General features: G+C 62.0%; 13 protein-coding genes and 1 tRNA gene. 3 read left to right on the plus strand and 11 right to left on the minus strand.

Annotated features, from left to right (window positions below; translation table 11 throughout):
• Positions 1 to 18: 18 nt before the first annotated feature.
• A tRNA-Asn gene (locus tag J1N02_RS04280) sits at positions 19 to 94 on the minus strand.
• Positions 95 to 154: 60 nt separating this feature from the next.
• The gene (locus J1N02_RS04285; protein ID WP_027603966.1) at positions 155 to 1,051 is read right to left on the minus strand and encodes a LysR family transcriptional regulator; all 897 of its coding nucleotides are present in this window, start codon (positions 1,049 to 1,051) and stop codon (positions 155 to 157) included.
• 100 nt (positions 1,052 to 1,151) lie between these two features.
• Here J1N02_RS04285 and lldD point away from each other — a divergent pair, with 100 nt between their 5' ends.
• Together lldD and J1N02_RS04295 are read left to right on the plus strand one after the other, a co-directional pair.
• Positions 1,152 to 2,294 (plus strand): FMN-dependent L-lactate dehydrogenase LldD, encoded by a 1,143-nt coding sequence (gene lldD, locus J1N02_RS04290; protein ID WP_421147182.1) that lies wholly within the window; start codon positions 1,152 to 1,154, stop codon positions 2,292 to 2,294.
• A gap of 283 nt (positions 2,295 to 2,577) precedes the next feature.
• Positions 2,578 to 3,504 carry a GGDEF domain-containing protein gene (locus J1N02_RS04295; RefSeq protein ID WP_027603964.1) on the plus strand — a complete coding sequence of 309 codons (927 nt, stop codon included), beginning with the start codon at positions 2,578 to 2,580 and terminating at the stop codon, positions 3,502 to 3,504.
• 21 nt (positions 3,505 to 3,525) lie between these two features.
• Here J1N02_RS04295 and J1N02_RS04300 read toward each other — a convergent pair whose 3' ends face one another.
• From J1N02_RS04300 to J1N02_RS04330, 7 genes are all read right to left on the minus strand, one after another.
• Positions 3,526 to 4,296: a TenA family transcriptional regulator gene (locus J1N02_RS04300; RefSeq protein ID WP_222935384.1), complete on the minus strand. Its 771-nt coding sequence runs from the start codon at positions 4,294 to 4,296 to the stop codon at positions 3,526 to 3,528.
• Positions 4,297 to 4,374: 78 nt separating this feature from the next.
• On the minus strand, positions 4,375 to 6,837 hold the full coding sequence (locus tag J1N02_RS04305; RefSeq protein WP_092355055.1) for an EAL domain-containing protein: 2,463 nt from the start codon (positions 6,835 to 6,837) through the stop codon (positions 4,375 to 4,377).
• A 71-nt stretch (positions 6,838 to 6,908) separates the two neighbouring features.
• Entirely contained in the window at positions 6,909 to 8,711 is a 1,803-nt protein-coding gene (locus tag J1N02_RS04310) for an ABC transporter ATP-binding protein (RefSeq protein WP_421147183.1), read from the minus strand.
• Positions 8,704 to 9,306 (minus strand): DsbA family protein, encoded by a 603-nt coding sequence (locus tag J1N02_RS04315; protein WP_169898031.1) that lies wholly within the window; start codon positions 9,304 to 9,306, stop codon positions 8,704 to 8,706. Before J1N02_RS04315 ends, J1N02_RS04310 begins: the two co-directional genes overlap by 8 nt.
• A 36-nt stretch (positions 9,307 to 9,342) precedes the next feature.
• Positions 9,343 to 10,284 (minus strand): rhodanese-related sulfurtransferase, encoded by a 942-nt coding sequence (locus tag J1N02_RS04320; RefSeq protein WP_027603959.1) that lies wholly within the window; start codon positions 10,282 to 10,284, stop codon positions 9,343 to 9,345.
• A 118-nt stretch (positions 10,285 to 10,402) separates the two neighbouring features.
• Complete coding sequence (locus J1N02_RS04325) at positions 10,403 to 10,699, minus strand: BolA family protein (RefSeq protein WP_027603958.1); 297 nt, start codon at positions 10,697 to 10,699, stop codon at positions 10,403 to 10,405.
• Between the two features lie 6 nt (positions 10,700 to 10,705).
• Positions 10,706 to 11,224 (minus strand): DUF2059 domain-containing protein, encoded by a 519-nt coding sequence (locus J1N02_RS04330; RefSeq protein ID WP_003236690.1) that lies wholly within the window; start codon positions 11,222 to 11,224, stop codon positions 10,706 to 10,708.
• Between the two features lie 192 nt (positions 11,225 to 11,416).
• Here J1N02_RS04330 and J1N02_RS04335 point away from each other — a divergent pair, with 192 nt between their 5' ends.
• The gene (locus tag J1N02_RS04335) at positions 11,417 to 12,799 is read left to right on the plus strand and encodes a class II fumarate hydratase (RefSeq protein WP_421147184.1); all 1,383 of its coding nucleotides are present in this window, start codon (positions 11,417 to 11,419) and stop codon (positions 12,797 to 12,799) included.
• On the opposite strand, the gene J1N02_RS04340 is transcribed toward J1N02_RS04335, so the two are convergent.
• Both J1N02_RS04340 and J1N02_RS04345 read right to left on the minus strand, forming a co-directional pair.
• On the minus strand, positions 12,796 to 13,752 hold the full coding sequence (locus J1N02_RS04340) for a DMT family transporter (protein WP_115486819.1): 957 nt from the start codon (positions 13,750 to 13,752) through the stop codon (positions 12,796 to 12,798). The two genes, J1N02_RS04335 and J1N02_RS04340, sit on opposite strands and share 4 nt — an antisense overlap.
• A 124-nt stretch (positions 13,753 to 13,876) precedes the next feature.
• Positions 13,877 to 15,061 carry a thiolase family protein gene (locus tag J1N02_RS04345; protein ID WP_092355071.1) on the minus strand — a complete coding sequence of 395 codons (1,185 nt, stop codon included), beginning with the start codon at positions 15,059 to 15,061 and terminating at the stop codon, positions 13,877 to 13,879.
• Positions 15,062 to 15,351 lie beyond the last annotated feature (290 nt).

The raw sequence follows: 15,351 nt of genomic DNA on the forward strand, positions 1-15,351 counted from the left end.
TGCAGGCTTTTCCCTATCTGGCTCCACGACCTGGACTCGAACCAGGGACCCAATGATTAACAGTCATTTGCTCTACCAACTGAGCTATCGCGGAATGCGCCGTATGTTACTGATTGAAAAGGAGAAGTCAAGCTTTCCCTGACGGCCTGGACGATTAATCCGGATGACCGGCTGAAAGCTGCTGCTCCTTGGCCAGGTCCAGCCAGGCGCGCACGGCGGGTGGCAGGTGGGCGCTGGCGCGCCAGGCCAGGGCGATGTGCCAGTCGGTGTGGGGTTCGTCGAGGGGGATCAGGGCGATGCCTGCGTGTTGATGCTTGTGCGCCAGCATGCGGGGCAGGAAGGCGACGCCGAGGCCGGCGGCGACCAGGTCGACGATGAAGTCGATCTGCCCGCTGCGCGCCGCCACGCGGGGTATCACGCCTTTGCGCTCGCAGGCGGCGAGGATCTTGGCGTTCAGGGCGAAGCCGGCTTCGAACAGGATGAATGGCGAATCCGCCAGGTCGGCGAAGTCGATGCGTTGACGCTGGGCCAGGGCGTGGCTCCTGGGCAGTACGGCCATCAGCGGTTCGTTGCGCACGGGCTGATAATCGAAGCCCGCATCCACCGGCAGCAGCAACGCAGCGAGGTCGACCTCCCCCGCTTCCAGGCACTCGCGCAATCTCTTGCTGCCGTATTCGGTGAGTTCGATGTCGATGTCCGGGTAACGGCTGCGATAGGTGGCAAACATCGTCGCAAACAGCACCCCACACCCCACCGGTGGCAGGCCGATGCGCAACACGCCGCGCTTGAGGCCGCGCAGGTCGTTGATCTCGGCGACCAGGTCATGGTGTTCGGCGAGCAGTACCAGGGCGCGGCGGTAGGCGATCTCACCCGCGGCGGTGAGTTCGTTGCGGTGGCCGAGGCGGTCGAGCAGCGGCATGCCGAGTTCTTCCTCCAGGGTCTTGACCGCCTTGCTCACCGTGGATTGGGTCAAGGCCACCACGTCGGCGGCCTGGGAAAATCCGCCCTGGCGCACCACTTCGACGAACGTGCGCAACGTTCTCAAGTTCATGGGTATTCCTTTAGCGACTGGTATCTAGCGATAAAAGTTGTTTTTATCATGACAGATATTTGCCTATCCTGACCCGCCCAGCCTTGTGGAGACACGCTTAATGATCATCTCGTCCGCCTCCGACTACCGCGCAGCGGCCAAACGCAAGCTGCCGCGCTTCCTGTTCGACTACATCGACGGCGGTGCCTACGCCGAGCACACGATGCGCGCGAACAGTTCGGACCTGGCCGAGATCAGCCTGCGCCAACGGGTGCTGCGTAATGTCGACAACCTCAGCCTCAAGACCACGCTGTTCGGCCAGACCCTGGACATGCCGGTCATCCTCAGCCCTGTCGGCTTGACCGGCATGTATGCGCGGCGCGGCGAAGTGCAGGCGGCAAAGGCGGCGGCGAACAAGGGCATCCCCTTCTGCCTGTCGACGGTGTCGGTGTGTTCGATTGAAGAAGTGGCCTCGCAGAGCCCGCAGTCAATCTGGTTCCAGCTGTATGTGCTCAAGGACCGGGGCTTTATGCGCAATGCCCTGGAGCGGGCCCAGGCGGCGGGGGTTACCACCCTGGTGTTCACCGTGGACATGCCCACACCGGGCGCGCGCTACCGCGATGCCCACTCGGGCATGTCCGGGCCGTTCGCGGCGCAGCGGCGCATGTTGCAGGCCGTCACCAAGCCGCAATGGGCGTTCGACGTAGGGCTCATGGGCCGCCCCCACGACCTGGGCAATATCTCCAGGTACCTCGGCAAACCCACTCATCTGGAAGATTACATTGGCTGGCTGGCCAATAACTTCGACCCCTCCATCAGTTGGAAAGACCTGGAGTGGATCCGCGACTTCTGGAAAGGCCCGATGATCATCAAGGGCATCCTCGACCCTCAGGACGCCAGGGACGCAGTCAGTTTCGGCGCCGATGGCATCGTGGTTTCCAACCATGGCGGCCGTCAACTGGACGGTGTGCTGTCCACCGCCAAGGCTCTGCCACCGATTGCGGACGTGGTGGGCGATGACCTGACGGTGCTGGTGGACTCCGGCATCCGTTCCGGGCTGGACGTGGTGCGCATGCTCGCCCTCGGCGCCAAGGCGTGCCTGCTCGGACGCGCCACCGCCTATGCACTGGCCGCCGACGGGCAGCACGGGGTAGAGAGCCTGCTGGACATCTTCGCCAAGGAAATGCGCGTGGCCATGACGTTGACCGGTGTCACGTCCATCGACCAGATTGACCACAACACGCTGGTGCAATCAGCCAAATAACTGACGTCAGTGCTGAACGACCGTTTTTTTACTGTAAAAACGGTCTTTGATTTGTAAGGTTTTTTATTTATTTAAACGAAATGGCACGAATCTCGCTCTAACACCTTCCAAGCAGGTCAAGCGATGACAAGACGTGCGGCAGTGCCCAGGGGTTATAAACCCCCAGAAAAGCGGTCTAAACTGTTTCCAATGTTTTACGGAACTGAAGGAACAGTAAGACGCCTGGCATTTGCCACTCTCATCCAGCCTGTAAGACAGCTAAGTGCTTAGAGGCCGTTTGCTTATGAAAACCCCCACCCAGACCAACGCAATTGACTTCGACAGTGCAAAATTGCAACGCCTGGGCTTTGGCCAACCCGCCCTCCTGCCACGTCGCCCCACCACCCTTGTCCAAACTCGCCAGCAACTGGGCATGCAACTGCAGACCAGCCTGGAACCGCAGCGCATCCTTGCCGTGTTCTTCCGTGAGGTCCAGCATCTGGTGCCCCTGGACGCCCTGCAGTACCGCCACGACGCCAGTGACCTGCGCCTGGAGTTCGGCCAACGTGGCCACCACTCGGTGAGCTACAGCCTGAGCCACGAAGGCGAGCACCTCGGCGAGCTGGTCTTTCGCCGCAACCAGCGTCTGCTGGAAGAGGAACTCGGCCAGCTCGAATCACTGCTGTCGACCCTGCTCTACCCGATGCGCAACGCCCTGCTCTACCGCGCCGCCACCCGCAGCGCCCTGCGCGACCCATTGACAGAAACGGGCAACCGCATTGCCATGGACCAGACCCTGCAACGGGAAATCGACATGGCGCGCCGGCACCTGAACCCGCTGTCCCTGCTGATGCTGGACATCGACCATTTCAAGACCATCAACGACACCCACGGCCATGCGGCCGGCGATAACGTATTGCGCGCCGTCGCCGGGGCAATCAAGAGCCAGTTGCGGAACGTGGACATGGTGTTTCGGTTTGGCGGGGAAGAGTTTCTGATCCTGCTGTCCAACACCGGCCGGGATGCGGCGGCCATGGTCGGTGAACGCCTGCGCCAGGCGGCACAGGCCCAGGACTATTGGGCGGATGGCACACGGATCGAATTGACGGTGAGCCTCGGTTGTTCGACCTTGCTGGCCGCCGAGTCGGCCGAAAGCCTGTTGCGTCGCGCCGACAGCGCCTTGTACGTGGCCAAGCGCGAAGGCCGCAATCGCCTGGCAATGGCGGGGTAAAACCCCGCCATCCCCGTTACATCACGCTTCGCTGGCGACGCGCAGCGGGCGCTCACGCACAGCAGCGCTCGCCGGTTTTTCTTTCTCCAGGCGCATGCAACTTTCCAGGAACAGGTACATGTAGTCGTAGCTCTTGCATACGGCCTGGCGCAGCTCTGCCTGCAGTGCCCTGGTCGGGTTCATCCCGGCCAGGGTGCAGATGATTTCCAGGGCTTCCCAAGGATGGGCATCGTCGTACTGGGCGTGCATCTTCAACCACTTCATCGCACGCTTGCGGTCTTCCTCGGGAAAGGCTGCCGCATACACGCCGGTGGAGCACACCACCGCCGACCATTCCCCCGTCGCCCCCTCGATCGCATAGTTGGTCGCGGCAATGGCCACGATCAACGAATCGGCCGAGCTGGTGTGCCAGCACCAGTGGCTCAGCGCATGCAACTCCGGCGGCACGTCCTGGGCCTGCAGTTCTTCGAGGCTGACGCCATGGGCACGCGCCCAATGCACCCAATAGTCCGCGTGGTTCAGCTCCACACGGATATTGCGCATCAACCAACGGCGCGCCATGTCTTCCCCCGGATGGCGGGCAAACTTGGTTTTGGTGAGGTTCTGTGCCATGTACAAGGCAAACTGTTCCACCACGGGCCAGCCACCGATCAGGTAGTGACGCATGGTCTTGGCGCTGAGCGTGTTGTCACGCATGCGTTGGTACAGTTCGTGTTCGACAACCCGGCGCTTGCTCTCGCTGCAGTCCTGGATCAATTGCTGAGCCCAGGCGGGGTAGCTTGAGGCTTCCATAAGCGGGCCGGTTCTGCTGAATGTGTCGATCACTATTAAGGCTCCTTTTTAAGTGTGATTTACAGACCGGCGAATGTTTCAGCGGAATGTGCCGGGCGCCCTGAATAACAGAGGCTGCGGCCGCACGGGTCGACACTGCAAGCTATCGAAGGTAAACAATTGCGGTCGTTCAATCAGGTAGCCCTGAGCGTAATCCACACCAATATCGAGCAGGGCCTGTTCGATTTGCGGTGTTTCAACAAACTCGGCAATTGTGCGCTTACCCATGACATGGCCGATGTGATTGATCACTTCAACCATCGCGCGGTTAATCGGGTCGTCCAGCATATCCTTTACGAAACTTCCATCGATCTTCAGGAAGTCTACAGGTAAATGTTTGAGATAAGCGAATGAGGACATTCCGGCGCAAAAGTCATCCAGCGAAAAATGGCAACCTAAGGCCTTGAGTTCATTAATAAAGCGGATGGCACTGCCCAAGTTCGCAATGGCGCTGGTTTCGGTAATTTCAAAACAGATCATGCTGGGCGGAATAGCGTAGGTATGAAATTTCTCTCGCAGGAATCCGAGAAAGTCATCATCGCCAATCGTTATACCTGACAGATTGATCGCACACAGGGCCATGGGACGGCCCGGACGCTCTTTAATGCAACGGGCAATAATCTCAAATACATTCTCCACCACCCAACGGTCCAGGGACGTCATCAAACCATAGCGTTCGGCGGCCGGGATAAAGCTGTCCGGCAGGATTACACGCCCTGCCTCATCGTGCAGACGCAGCAGTATTTCGATATGCCCATTGCCGCCGTCGGTATGCCCGAGGGGGGAAATTTCCTGGGAGTACAGGCAAAAGCGGTTCTCCTCAAGCGCCATGTGCAGGCGCTGCACCCAGGCCATCTCGCCAAAGCGCAGGGACAGTTCGGAGTCGTCGGCGTGGTACACCTGCACGCGGTTGCGGCCTTTTTCCTTGGCCATGTAGCACGCCATGTCGGCGGCACGCAGCGAGGCTTCCAGGGTGGTCGGGGTGCTGGCAATGTGTACCAGGCCGATACTCACGGTGGTCATGAACGGCCGCCCCTTCCATACGAAATGCAGACTCTGCACGGTATGGCGCAGGCTTTCGGCGATTTTTTCCGCCACCGCCACCGGGCAGTTCTCCAGCAGGATGCCGAATTCATCGCCGCCCAGGCGCGCCAGGGTGTCACCTTCGCGCAGGTCCGATTGCAACAGCGCGCAGATGTGCCGCAACAGTTCGTCGCCTGCCGCATGGCCGCAGGTGTCGTTGACCAGCTTGAACTGGTCCAGGTCCAGGAACATCAACGCATGCCGCCCGGCCTGCGCCTGCCCTGCCGGGTGCAGCACCTGCTCCAGGCGATACTCGAATTCGCGGCGGTTGGCCAGGCCGGTCAGCGCATCGTGGGTCGCCTGCCATGACAGATTGGCGATGTACTGGCGCTCCTGGGTCATGTCATGCAGCACCAGCACCGCGCCCGAGACCTTGCCGGCGCTGCGGATCGGCGCGCCCACCAGGGTGACCGAGACCGTGCTGCCATCCAGGCGCTGGATCGTCTTCGAATGCTCGCTGCCGCCGCTGAGCTGGCCCTTGACGATGTGTTCGATCAGGGTGAAGCCATCCGGCTGTGCGTGGTCTTCCAGCAACTTGAACAACGCTGCCAGGGGCTGGCCCTGGGCCTGCGCCGAGTGCCAGTGAGTCAGCGCCTCGGCCGCCGGGTTCATATAGGTAATGGCACCGTCGACGTCGGTGGTGATCACCCCGTCGCCAATCGACTCCAGGGTGATCTGCGCCCGCTCCTTTTCTTCCTGCAAGGCATCGGCGAAGGCATGGCGCTGGGCCAGCAGCTTATGGGTGCGCAACAGTGCCAATACGATCAGGCCCAGGGCCGTCGCCAGGTTCGTGATGACCAGCAGCCGCAGAATCATGCGCGAACCTTCGCCGAGAGCATCGCTGAAGGCCTTGGCGGCGGGTGTCACGCCTTCGTTGATGGCGATGATATGCGCCTTCCACTGGCGCACATCGTTGGCGCCGATCTGGTCGTGAATGATCGCCTGGTGCATCTCGCGGGCCAGGTCATCCAGTTGAAGCAGGTAACCATCGCCTACGGTCCACAGTTGGATGGCTTTTTCCAGGTAGCTGAAATGGCGAAAGTTGAGGTACAGCCAGATCAGGCTGGAGACATCATCCGGGTGGTTGCCCCCCTTGAGGATACCCAGGCGGGCTGCGGCAAGGTCGGGCACGGGACGGTCAAGGGCAATGCGCAGTTCGTGCCCGCCCTGGGGCACGGCAATGGCCTGCTGGTACTTGAGGTACGTGCCGGCGTCGCGATTATCGGCGTAGAGCGTCAGGTAATAGATGGCGTCCTTCTGGCCCTTGGACCACAGGCTCTCGCCGGCCACGTAACCACGCACGGCCGAAAGCACGTAGAGACTGACGCAGCCCAATAATGCCTGGAACAGCACCACGGCGATAAATGGCCAGACAATGCCCAACAACCGGGGCGTTCCTAAAGTCCGCTTTTGCTTCATGAAGTCCCTTGCACATGCACTGCTGGATACGCACGCGAAAACCCGCTTCCGATAGCTCAGCCTAGGCTAAATCAACGTACCTGTTGCAAGTGTCCATACAGTTTGGCGTACAGCCCGCCATCGGCAATCAGCTGCTGATGGTCACCATCCTCGGCAATGTGACCGCCGTCGAACACCAAGACTCGATCCGCCTGCTTAACAGCCGACAGACGGTGGGCGATGATCAGTGTAGTACGCCCGCTGAGGAACCGTGCCAGCGCCTGGTGCAGGTTGTACTCGGTGGCGGCGTCCAGGGCGGAGGTTGCTTCGTCGAGTATCACCACCTTGGGTTCGGCCAGGACCATGCGCGCAATCGCCAGGCGCTGGCGCTGCCCACCGGAAAAACGCACCCCGGAACGCCCCACCACGCTGTCCAGGCCCAAGGGCAGTGCCTTGACGGTAGCATCCAACTGGGCGATTTCCAGTGCCTGCCAACAGGCCTGGTCGCTGCGCTCCCGGCCCATGGTCAAGTTGGCGCGCACGGTATCGTTGAACAGCGCCGGGTGTTGCAGCACCACCGCAACGTGCTCGCGAAGGGTCTCCAGGCCAATCTCCTGCTGGGTGGCACCGCCAAACCGGATACTGCCCGCCTGGGGTGTGTAGAGCCCGAGCAACAATTGCACCAGGGTGCTTTTGCCACCGCCACTGGCACCGACGATCGCCACCTTCTCACCGGGCGCGATGGCCAGGTTCAACTGGTCGAGTACCAGCTCTTCGCCGTAGCCGAAGTCCAGGCCGCGCACTTCGATGCCCACGGTGTCGTGCCCGGTGAACGGATCAGCACCGCCGGCATATTGCGGCTCATCGGCACGCGCCAGCAGCTCGTTGATCCGCGTCAGCGCCCCGCCTGCCGCGTAGTAGGCGTATTGCAGGTTGAGCAGTTGCTCCACCGGGCCGATCATGAACCACAGGTAGCTGAACACCGCGAGCATCTGGCCGATGGACAGGTCGGAAAACAGCACGGTAAGCATCGCCGCCGCACGGAAGATGTCGATACCGAACTGGAACAGCAACCCACTGGCGCGGCTCGAAGCGTCGGTTTTCCATTGCGAATGAATGGCGTAGTCACGCACTTCCTGGGCCCGCTGGCCGAGGCGCCCGAGGAAAAAGCCCAGGCGGTTGCCGGCGCGCACTTCCTGGATGGCATCCAGGGTTTCGGTCAGGGCCTGGGTAAAGCGCGAGGTGCTGTCGTTTTCCAGCTTCTTCAGGTGCTTGACGCGCTTGCCCAACTGCACCGTGGCGTAGATCACCAACGGGTTGAACAGCAGGATCAGCAGCGCCAGTTGCCAATGCATCCACACCAGGATCGCCGAGGTACCCACCAGGGTCAGCATGGCCACCAGGAAACGGCTGAGGGTTTCACCGACAAACTTGTCCAGCGTATCCAGGTCGGTGACCAGGTGGGTGGTGACGGTCCCGCTGCCCAGGCTTTCGTACTCGCCCAGGGAGATGCGCTTGAGCCGCTCGATCAGGCGCACGCGGATGCGGTACACGATGTCCTTGGCCAAGCGCGCAAACAACCGCGCCTGCACCACGTTGAACAGCAGCGCGCCACAACGCAGAAACAGCGTCACCAGCAGCATCAGGCCGATATAGCCGGCCGCCTTCTGCCAACCCAGGGGCAGTGCGTGGTTCATCACCTTGAGCGCGGCATCGCCGTGTCCCAACAGCACTTCATCCACCAGCAACGGCAACAGCAAGGGAATCGGCACGCTGCACAGGGTCGCCAGCACGGCGACGCCATTGGCGATCCACAGGGACTTCTTGTGCCGCAGGGCCAGGCGGCGAATTTCCGCCCAGGTCAGTCGGTCGGTACGGGGTGACTGATCATGCACAGGTCGCTCGCTCCAGCCATCGCCCCAACAACGGTGACAGCTCGGACAGCGGCTGGTAGCCGTTGGTCAGCAACGCCAACTGGCCATTACGCTCGGCAAGCAAGGTCGGAAACCCGGCGATCCCCAGGTCCTGGACCCAGGTGAAGTCAGCGGCGGTCGCGGCATGCTGCTCGGCACGGTCGAATGCGCCGGCAAACTCGATGCGCGGGATGCCTGCCTTTTCAGCCAGTTCCACCAGCACGCTGGCGAGGGTCACGTCGCGGCCCTCGACATAAAACGCGCGCTGAATCAGCCCCAACAGTGTCCAGGCGCAATCCGGCGCCAGGCTGCGCGCGGTGACGATGGCACGGCAGGCAGGCTCGGTGTCATAGACAAAGCCGTCGGGCAACGCGCCATCGCGCTTGAACGGCTGGCCGGTGGCGTCGGTGACCGCCTGCCAGTGCTCGAGGATGTAGCGCCGCGTGGTCGGTTCCAGTGCCGCGCCGCTGCCGGTGCGCAAGCCGCCCACCACCAGGTGCACGTCCACGCCGGCCGCCTGGGCCTGCTCGACCAGCGCCTGCGCCACCGGGGCAAAGCCCCAGCACCAGGAACACATCGGGTCCATCACATAGAGCAGGCGCGCGGGCATGGGTCAGGCCTCGGAAGGGGTTTGCTTGTAGTTGAAGCCAATCGGGTGCGGCATATTGCGGGCCTTGGCCAGCTCAATCTGCTTTTGCCGGTCGATCGCGCTGCGACGGGTTTTCTCCGGCAGCTTATCCCAGCAATGGGGGCAACTGATGCCAGCCACATAGTGTTCGGATGCGCGGTCGGAGGCGCTCACCGGTGTGCGGCAGGCATGACATTGATCGTAGTCGCCTTCGCTCAGGTCGTGGCGCACAGTGACGCGATTGTCGAACACAAAGCAGTCGCCCTGCCATTTGGTTTCTGCCTGCGGCACCTCTTCGAGGTACTTCAGGATGCCGCCCTTGAGGTGGTAGACCTCATCGAAACCTTCGCTGAGCATGTAGCTCGACGCCTTCTCGCAACGAATGCCGCCGGTGCAGAACATGGCGACCTTCTTGTGCCTGGCCGGGTCGAAGTTGGCTTTGATATAGGCGGGAAATTCGCGAAAACTGGTGGTTTTCGGGTCGATTGCGCCTTCGAAGGTGCCGATCGAAACTTCGTAGTCGTTGCGGGTGTCGATCAACAGCACTTCGGGGTCGCTGATCAGCGCGTTCCAGTCCTGCGGGTCGACATAGGTGCCGACTTTCTTGTTCGGGTCGACGCCTTCGACGCCCAGGGTCACGATCTCTTTCTTGAGCTTGACCTTGGTGCGGTAGAACGGCTGCTCATCGCAGTACGACTCTTTATGGTCGATATCGTCCATGCGCGGGTCGTTCTTCAGCCAGGCCATCAGGCCATCAATGCCTTCGCGGCTGCCGGAAACGGTGCCGTTGATACCTTCTTCGGCGATCAGCAAGGTGCCTTTGATGCCGTTGTCGACCATCGCCTGCAGCAGTGGCTCGCGCAGGGCGACGTAATCTTCGAGGGTGACGAACTTATACAGTGCCGCCACGACAATCGGTTGAGTCATGGGTGTTCTCTCCAGGTGGCTACCCTCGTAAGGGGTGAACCGGATGCAAAAAAAACGCGCCGGCTGAGCGGCGCGCTGCGGATTCTAGCAAATGCGGGGTGTCAGAGACACCCGCGTATCAGCCATGCCCGCCGGCGCAGGTCGGCGAGGCCGGGGCTGCGTCGATTTTCGCCCATTCTTCGGGCGTGTAGGTATGCAGCGCCAGCGCATGAAATTCGCTCATCAGGTCACCCAGGGTGGCGTAGACCTTCTGGTGGCGCTTGACGCGGTTAAGCCCCTCGAACTGCTGGCTGACCAGCACGGCCTTGAAGTGGGTCTGCAACCCACGGCTGTGCATATGGCTTTCATCCAGCACGCTCAAATGCTCCGGGGCCAGGGCGGCGAGCGCCGTTTCGATACGCTGTTGCATGGTCATTCCTGCTTACTTCTTCTTCGCCGGTGCGGCAGCTTTTGGCGTCAGCTCGTTGGTCATGTCTTCCAACAGCTTGTTGACTACCGGCACGGCGCTTTCCAGCTTGGCCTGGGTCATCTGGGCCGATTGCTGGGTCAGTTGCGGCATTTTTTCCAGGACTTTCTTGCCCAGTGGCGACTGGTAGAAGGCAACCAGGTCCTTGAGCTCGGATTCGCTGAAGTTGGTGGTGTAGAGCTTGACCATGTCCGGCTTCAGCTTCGGCCAGCCGATGGCCTGGTCCAGGGCGGCGTTGGCCTTGGCCTGGTAGCTGTCCAGTACGGACTGCTTGGCGGCAGGCGCCTTGGTCTGTTCGAAACGCTGGGCGAACATTTGCTGCACTTGCATGTACACCGGGGTACCCAGCTTGTCGGCATGGGCCAGGGTAAGGAAGGCTTCGGCACTGGCGTTGTGGCTGGCGGTATCGGCAAAAACCTGGCCGCTGGCGCAAACCAGAGCAACCGCGGTACAGATGGCACGAAGACGAGTCATCGAGTTTCCTTTTCTAGCAGGCGAGGTAAGACCCCAAGGGCGCCCATTCTGCGCCTAAAAAACGCTGCGGCTCAACCCCGGGCCTTACCGGGCGCGGATTGCAGTGAATGAATCCGATGAAAAGTCTTTTAGGGAACCCCCCAGGCCGATCAGGGCCTAAACTGCGCAAACGAACCTGAAGGAGAGTGCCCGATGAGCCGTATCGAAACCGACAGCCTGGGAGACGTGGAAGTCCCGGATGACGCTTACTGGGGCGCCCAGACCCAACGTTCGCTGGTGAATTTCGCCATCGGCGAGCAGCGCATGCCCCTCGCGGTACTGCACGCACTGGCCCTGATCAAGAAGGCCGCCGCCCGGGTCAACGACCGCAACGGCGACCTGCCCGCCGACATCGCCCGCCTGATCGAACAGGCCGCCGACGAAGTGCTCGATGGCCAACATGATGACCAGTTCCCACTGGTCGTCTGGCAAACCGGCAGCGGCACCCAGAGCAACATGAACGCCAACGAGGTCATCGCCGGCCGCGCCAACGAGCTGTCGGGCAAGCCCCGTGGCGGCAAGAGCCCGGTACACCCCAACGATCATGTGAACCGCTCCCAAAGCTCCAACGACTGCTTCCCTACGGCCATGAGCATTGCGGCGGTGCAAGCGGTGCACCAGCAATTGTTGCCGGCGATCAATACGCTGTCCGGCGGCCTCGCGGAGTTGTCGGCGCGGCATGCAAAGCTGGTGAAGACGGGCCGCACCCACATGATGGACGCCACGCCGATCACCTTCGGCCAGGAACTCTCGGCGTTTATCGCCCAGCTCGACTACGCCGAACGGGCGATCCGCAGCGCCCTGTCCCAGGTATGCGAGCTGGCCCAGGGCGGTACGGCGGTGGGCACCGGGCTCAATGCACCCCATGGCTTCAGCGAGGCGATTGCTTCGGAATTGGCCGCCTTGTCGGGCCTGCCCTTCGTCACCGCGCCGAACAAATTCGCCGCACTGGCCGGCCATGAACCGATCGTGACCCTGCACGGCGCCCTGAAAACCCTGGCCGTGGCCCTGATGAAAATCGCCAACGACCTGCGCCTGCTGGGCTCCGGCCCGCGTGCCGGCCTTGCCGAGGTGAAACTGCCGGCCAACGAGCCCGGCAGCTCGATCATGCCCGGCAAGGTCAACCCGACCCAGTGCGAGGCGCTGTCGATGCTGGCCTGCCAGGTGCTGGGCAATGACGTGACCATCGGCATCGCGGCGAGCCAGGGGCATTTGCAGTTGAACGTGTACAAGCCGGTGATCATCCACAACCTGCTGGAATCGATCCGCCTGCTGGCCGATGGCTGCAATAACTTCCAGGAGCACTGCATCGCCGGCCTCGAGCCCGACGCCGGGAAAATGGCCGAGCACCTGGAGCGCGGGCTGATGCTGGTCACGGCGCTCAACCCGCACATCGGCTATGACAAGTCGGCAGAGATCGCCAAGAAGGCCTACGCCGAAGGCTTGACCCTTCGGGAGGCGGCGTTGGACCTGGGCTACCTCACCGACGCAGAGTTCGACCAGTGGGTACGCCCGGAAAACATGCTGGGCACCTAAGACGCCATGCGTAGCCGCCGGGCCTTGAGCCCGGCGAGCAACGACGGCGCCAGCGCCACCGCCGCCGACCCCAGCACCACCACCAACGCGCCGAAATAGCCCAGGGCATTGATCTCTTCGGCCTGCACATAGTCCGGCCACAGCCACGCCGCCAACGCCACCGCGACAAAGGTCACCAACGGCGTCAGGGCCAGGGTCGCGCTCACCCGCGAGGCTTCCCAGTGGGCCAGGGCTTCGGCAAATGCGCCATAGGCCACCAGGGTGTTCATGCAGCACGCCAGCAACAGCCAGCCTTGCAGCGGGCTCAGTTGCAGGGCCTCCAGCGGATGCGCCCACGGCGTCAGCAGCACGGCGCACGAAAGGTAGATCACCATCATCACTTGCAGCGAATTCCACACGGTCAGCAACTGCTTCTGGCCCAGGGCATAGAACACCCAGACCGAAGTCGCCAGCAGGATGGTCAGCACGCCGGCGGTGTAGGCGCCAAGGGACGTCAGCAACTCTTCCAGGCGTTGGTTGAAGAACAGCCCGAAGCCGATGATCAGCACCACCAGGCCCACACACTGCCCGACGCTGAAACGTTCCTTGAACACAAACACGCTGGCGATCATCAGGAAGATCGGGCCCATCTGCACCACCAGTTGCGCGGTGCCGGGGCTGAGCAGTTTCAGGCCCACTAGGTACAACACGTAGTTGCCCACCAGGCCGCACACCGCCATCGCCACCAGCCAGCCGCCCCTGGGGCCGAGCACTTTACGGCTGGGCAGGCGCCTGGTCGCGGCGAGGTACACGAACAGGCAACTGCCGGCCACCATCAGGCGAAACCAGGTGACGGTGATCGGGTCCATGACCTGCAACACTTGCTTGAGCTTGATCGGCAGAATGCCCCAGAGCAGCGCGGTCAGCAGGGTCAGGAGAAAACCGTAGACCCAGCGGCCGGAAGAGATGTGCATGAGTGCCCCAGAAGCCAGAGGAAGTGGAGCGGGCATTCTAGGGGGAAGTGAGCGAATTGGGATACGCCGCCGTTCAAATGTGGGAGGGGCAAGTCGAATCGTCGCACCGCCCCTCCCACACTTATCAGCGCACGGCTTCGAACAGTCCCGTGGCGCCCATGCCGCCGCCCACGCACATGGTGACGATGCCATAACGCACATTGCGTCGTTGCAGCTCACGCACCAGGTGTCCCACTTGCCGCGAGCCGGTCATGCCGAACGGGTGGCCGATGGAAATCGAGCCGCCGTTGACGTTGTACCTGGCGTTATCGATGCCCAGGCGATTGCGCGCATACAGGCACTGCGACGCAAAGGCCTCGTTGAGTTCCCACAGGTCGATGTCCGCCACCTGCAAGCCCCGCGACTTGAGCAGCTTGGGCACCGAGAACACCGGGCCGATGCCCATCTCATCCGGTTCGCAACCGGCCACGGTGAAACCGCGGAAAAACGCCTTGGGCTTGAGCCCCAGTGCCAGGGCTTTTTCCAGGCTCATCACCAGAGTCATCGAGGCACCGTCGGAGAGCTGCGAGGAGTTACCCGCCGTCACCGAGCCGTCTTCGGCAAATACGGGCTTCAACCCAGACAGGCTGGCCAACGTAGTGTCCGGACGGTTGCAGTCATCGCGATCAACCACGCCGTCGAGGATCTGCACGGCACCGGTGTTCTTGTCCTCGACCTTGTACTTGACCGCCATCGGCACGATTTCATCATCAAACAAGCCCTCCGCCTGGGCCTGGGCGGTGCGTTGCTGGCTTTGCAGGGCGTAGAGGTCCTGTTCTTCGCGGCTGACGTCATAACGGCGGGCGACGATTTCCGCGGTCTGGCCCATGGGGAAGTAAATGCCCGGCACCTGCTCCTTGAGCAGCGGGTTGATCAGGTTATCGGTGTTGACGCTTTTCATGGTCAGGCTGATGGACTCGACGCCCCCGGCAACGATGATGTCGCTGCAACCCGACGCGATCTGGTTGGCCGCAATCGCAATCGCCTGCAAGCCCGACGAGCAGAACCGGTTGAGGGTCATGCCCGCCGTACCGGTGCCCAATTGCGACAGCACGGCCACGTTGCGCCCGATGTTGTAGCCCTGGGCGCCTTCGTTGGAACCCGCGCCGACGATGCAATCCTCGACGCTGGCCGGGTCGATGCCGTTGCGGGTCAGCAGTGCGTTGACGCAATGGGCCGCCATGTCATCCGGGCGGGTCTGGTTGAACTTGCCGCGAAAGGATTTGGCCAGGCCGGTTCGCACGCTGTCGACGATCACTACTTCACGCATGGGCTACCTCGATCTTGTCGTTGTGGGGAGATGGATCGAGGATAGATCCAGGCCTGCCCCACCGCGACGATCATTCACCCGGCGTATACAAAAGCATGGTGACGGACATAAACCTGTTGCGGGGCGGGCCTGTTGTGGCAAGCGGGCCGGTTGTGGTGAGCAGGCTTGTTGTAGTCAGCAGGCCTGTTGTGGTGAGGGGGCCTGTTGTGGTGAGCGGGCTTGCCCCGCGCTGGGCTGCGAAGCGGCCCCAAAACCAGCCAATGAGGTCTGCCTGAAAGAACGCGGCGCCT

Source organism: Pseudomonas sp. NFX5, assembly GCF_049132125.1.
Classification (GTDB): Bacteria; Pseudomonadota; Gammaproteobacteria; order Pseudomonadales; family Pseudomonadaceae; genus Aquipseudomonas; species Aquipseudomonas marginalis.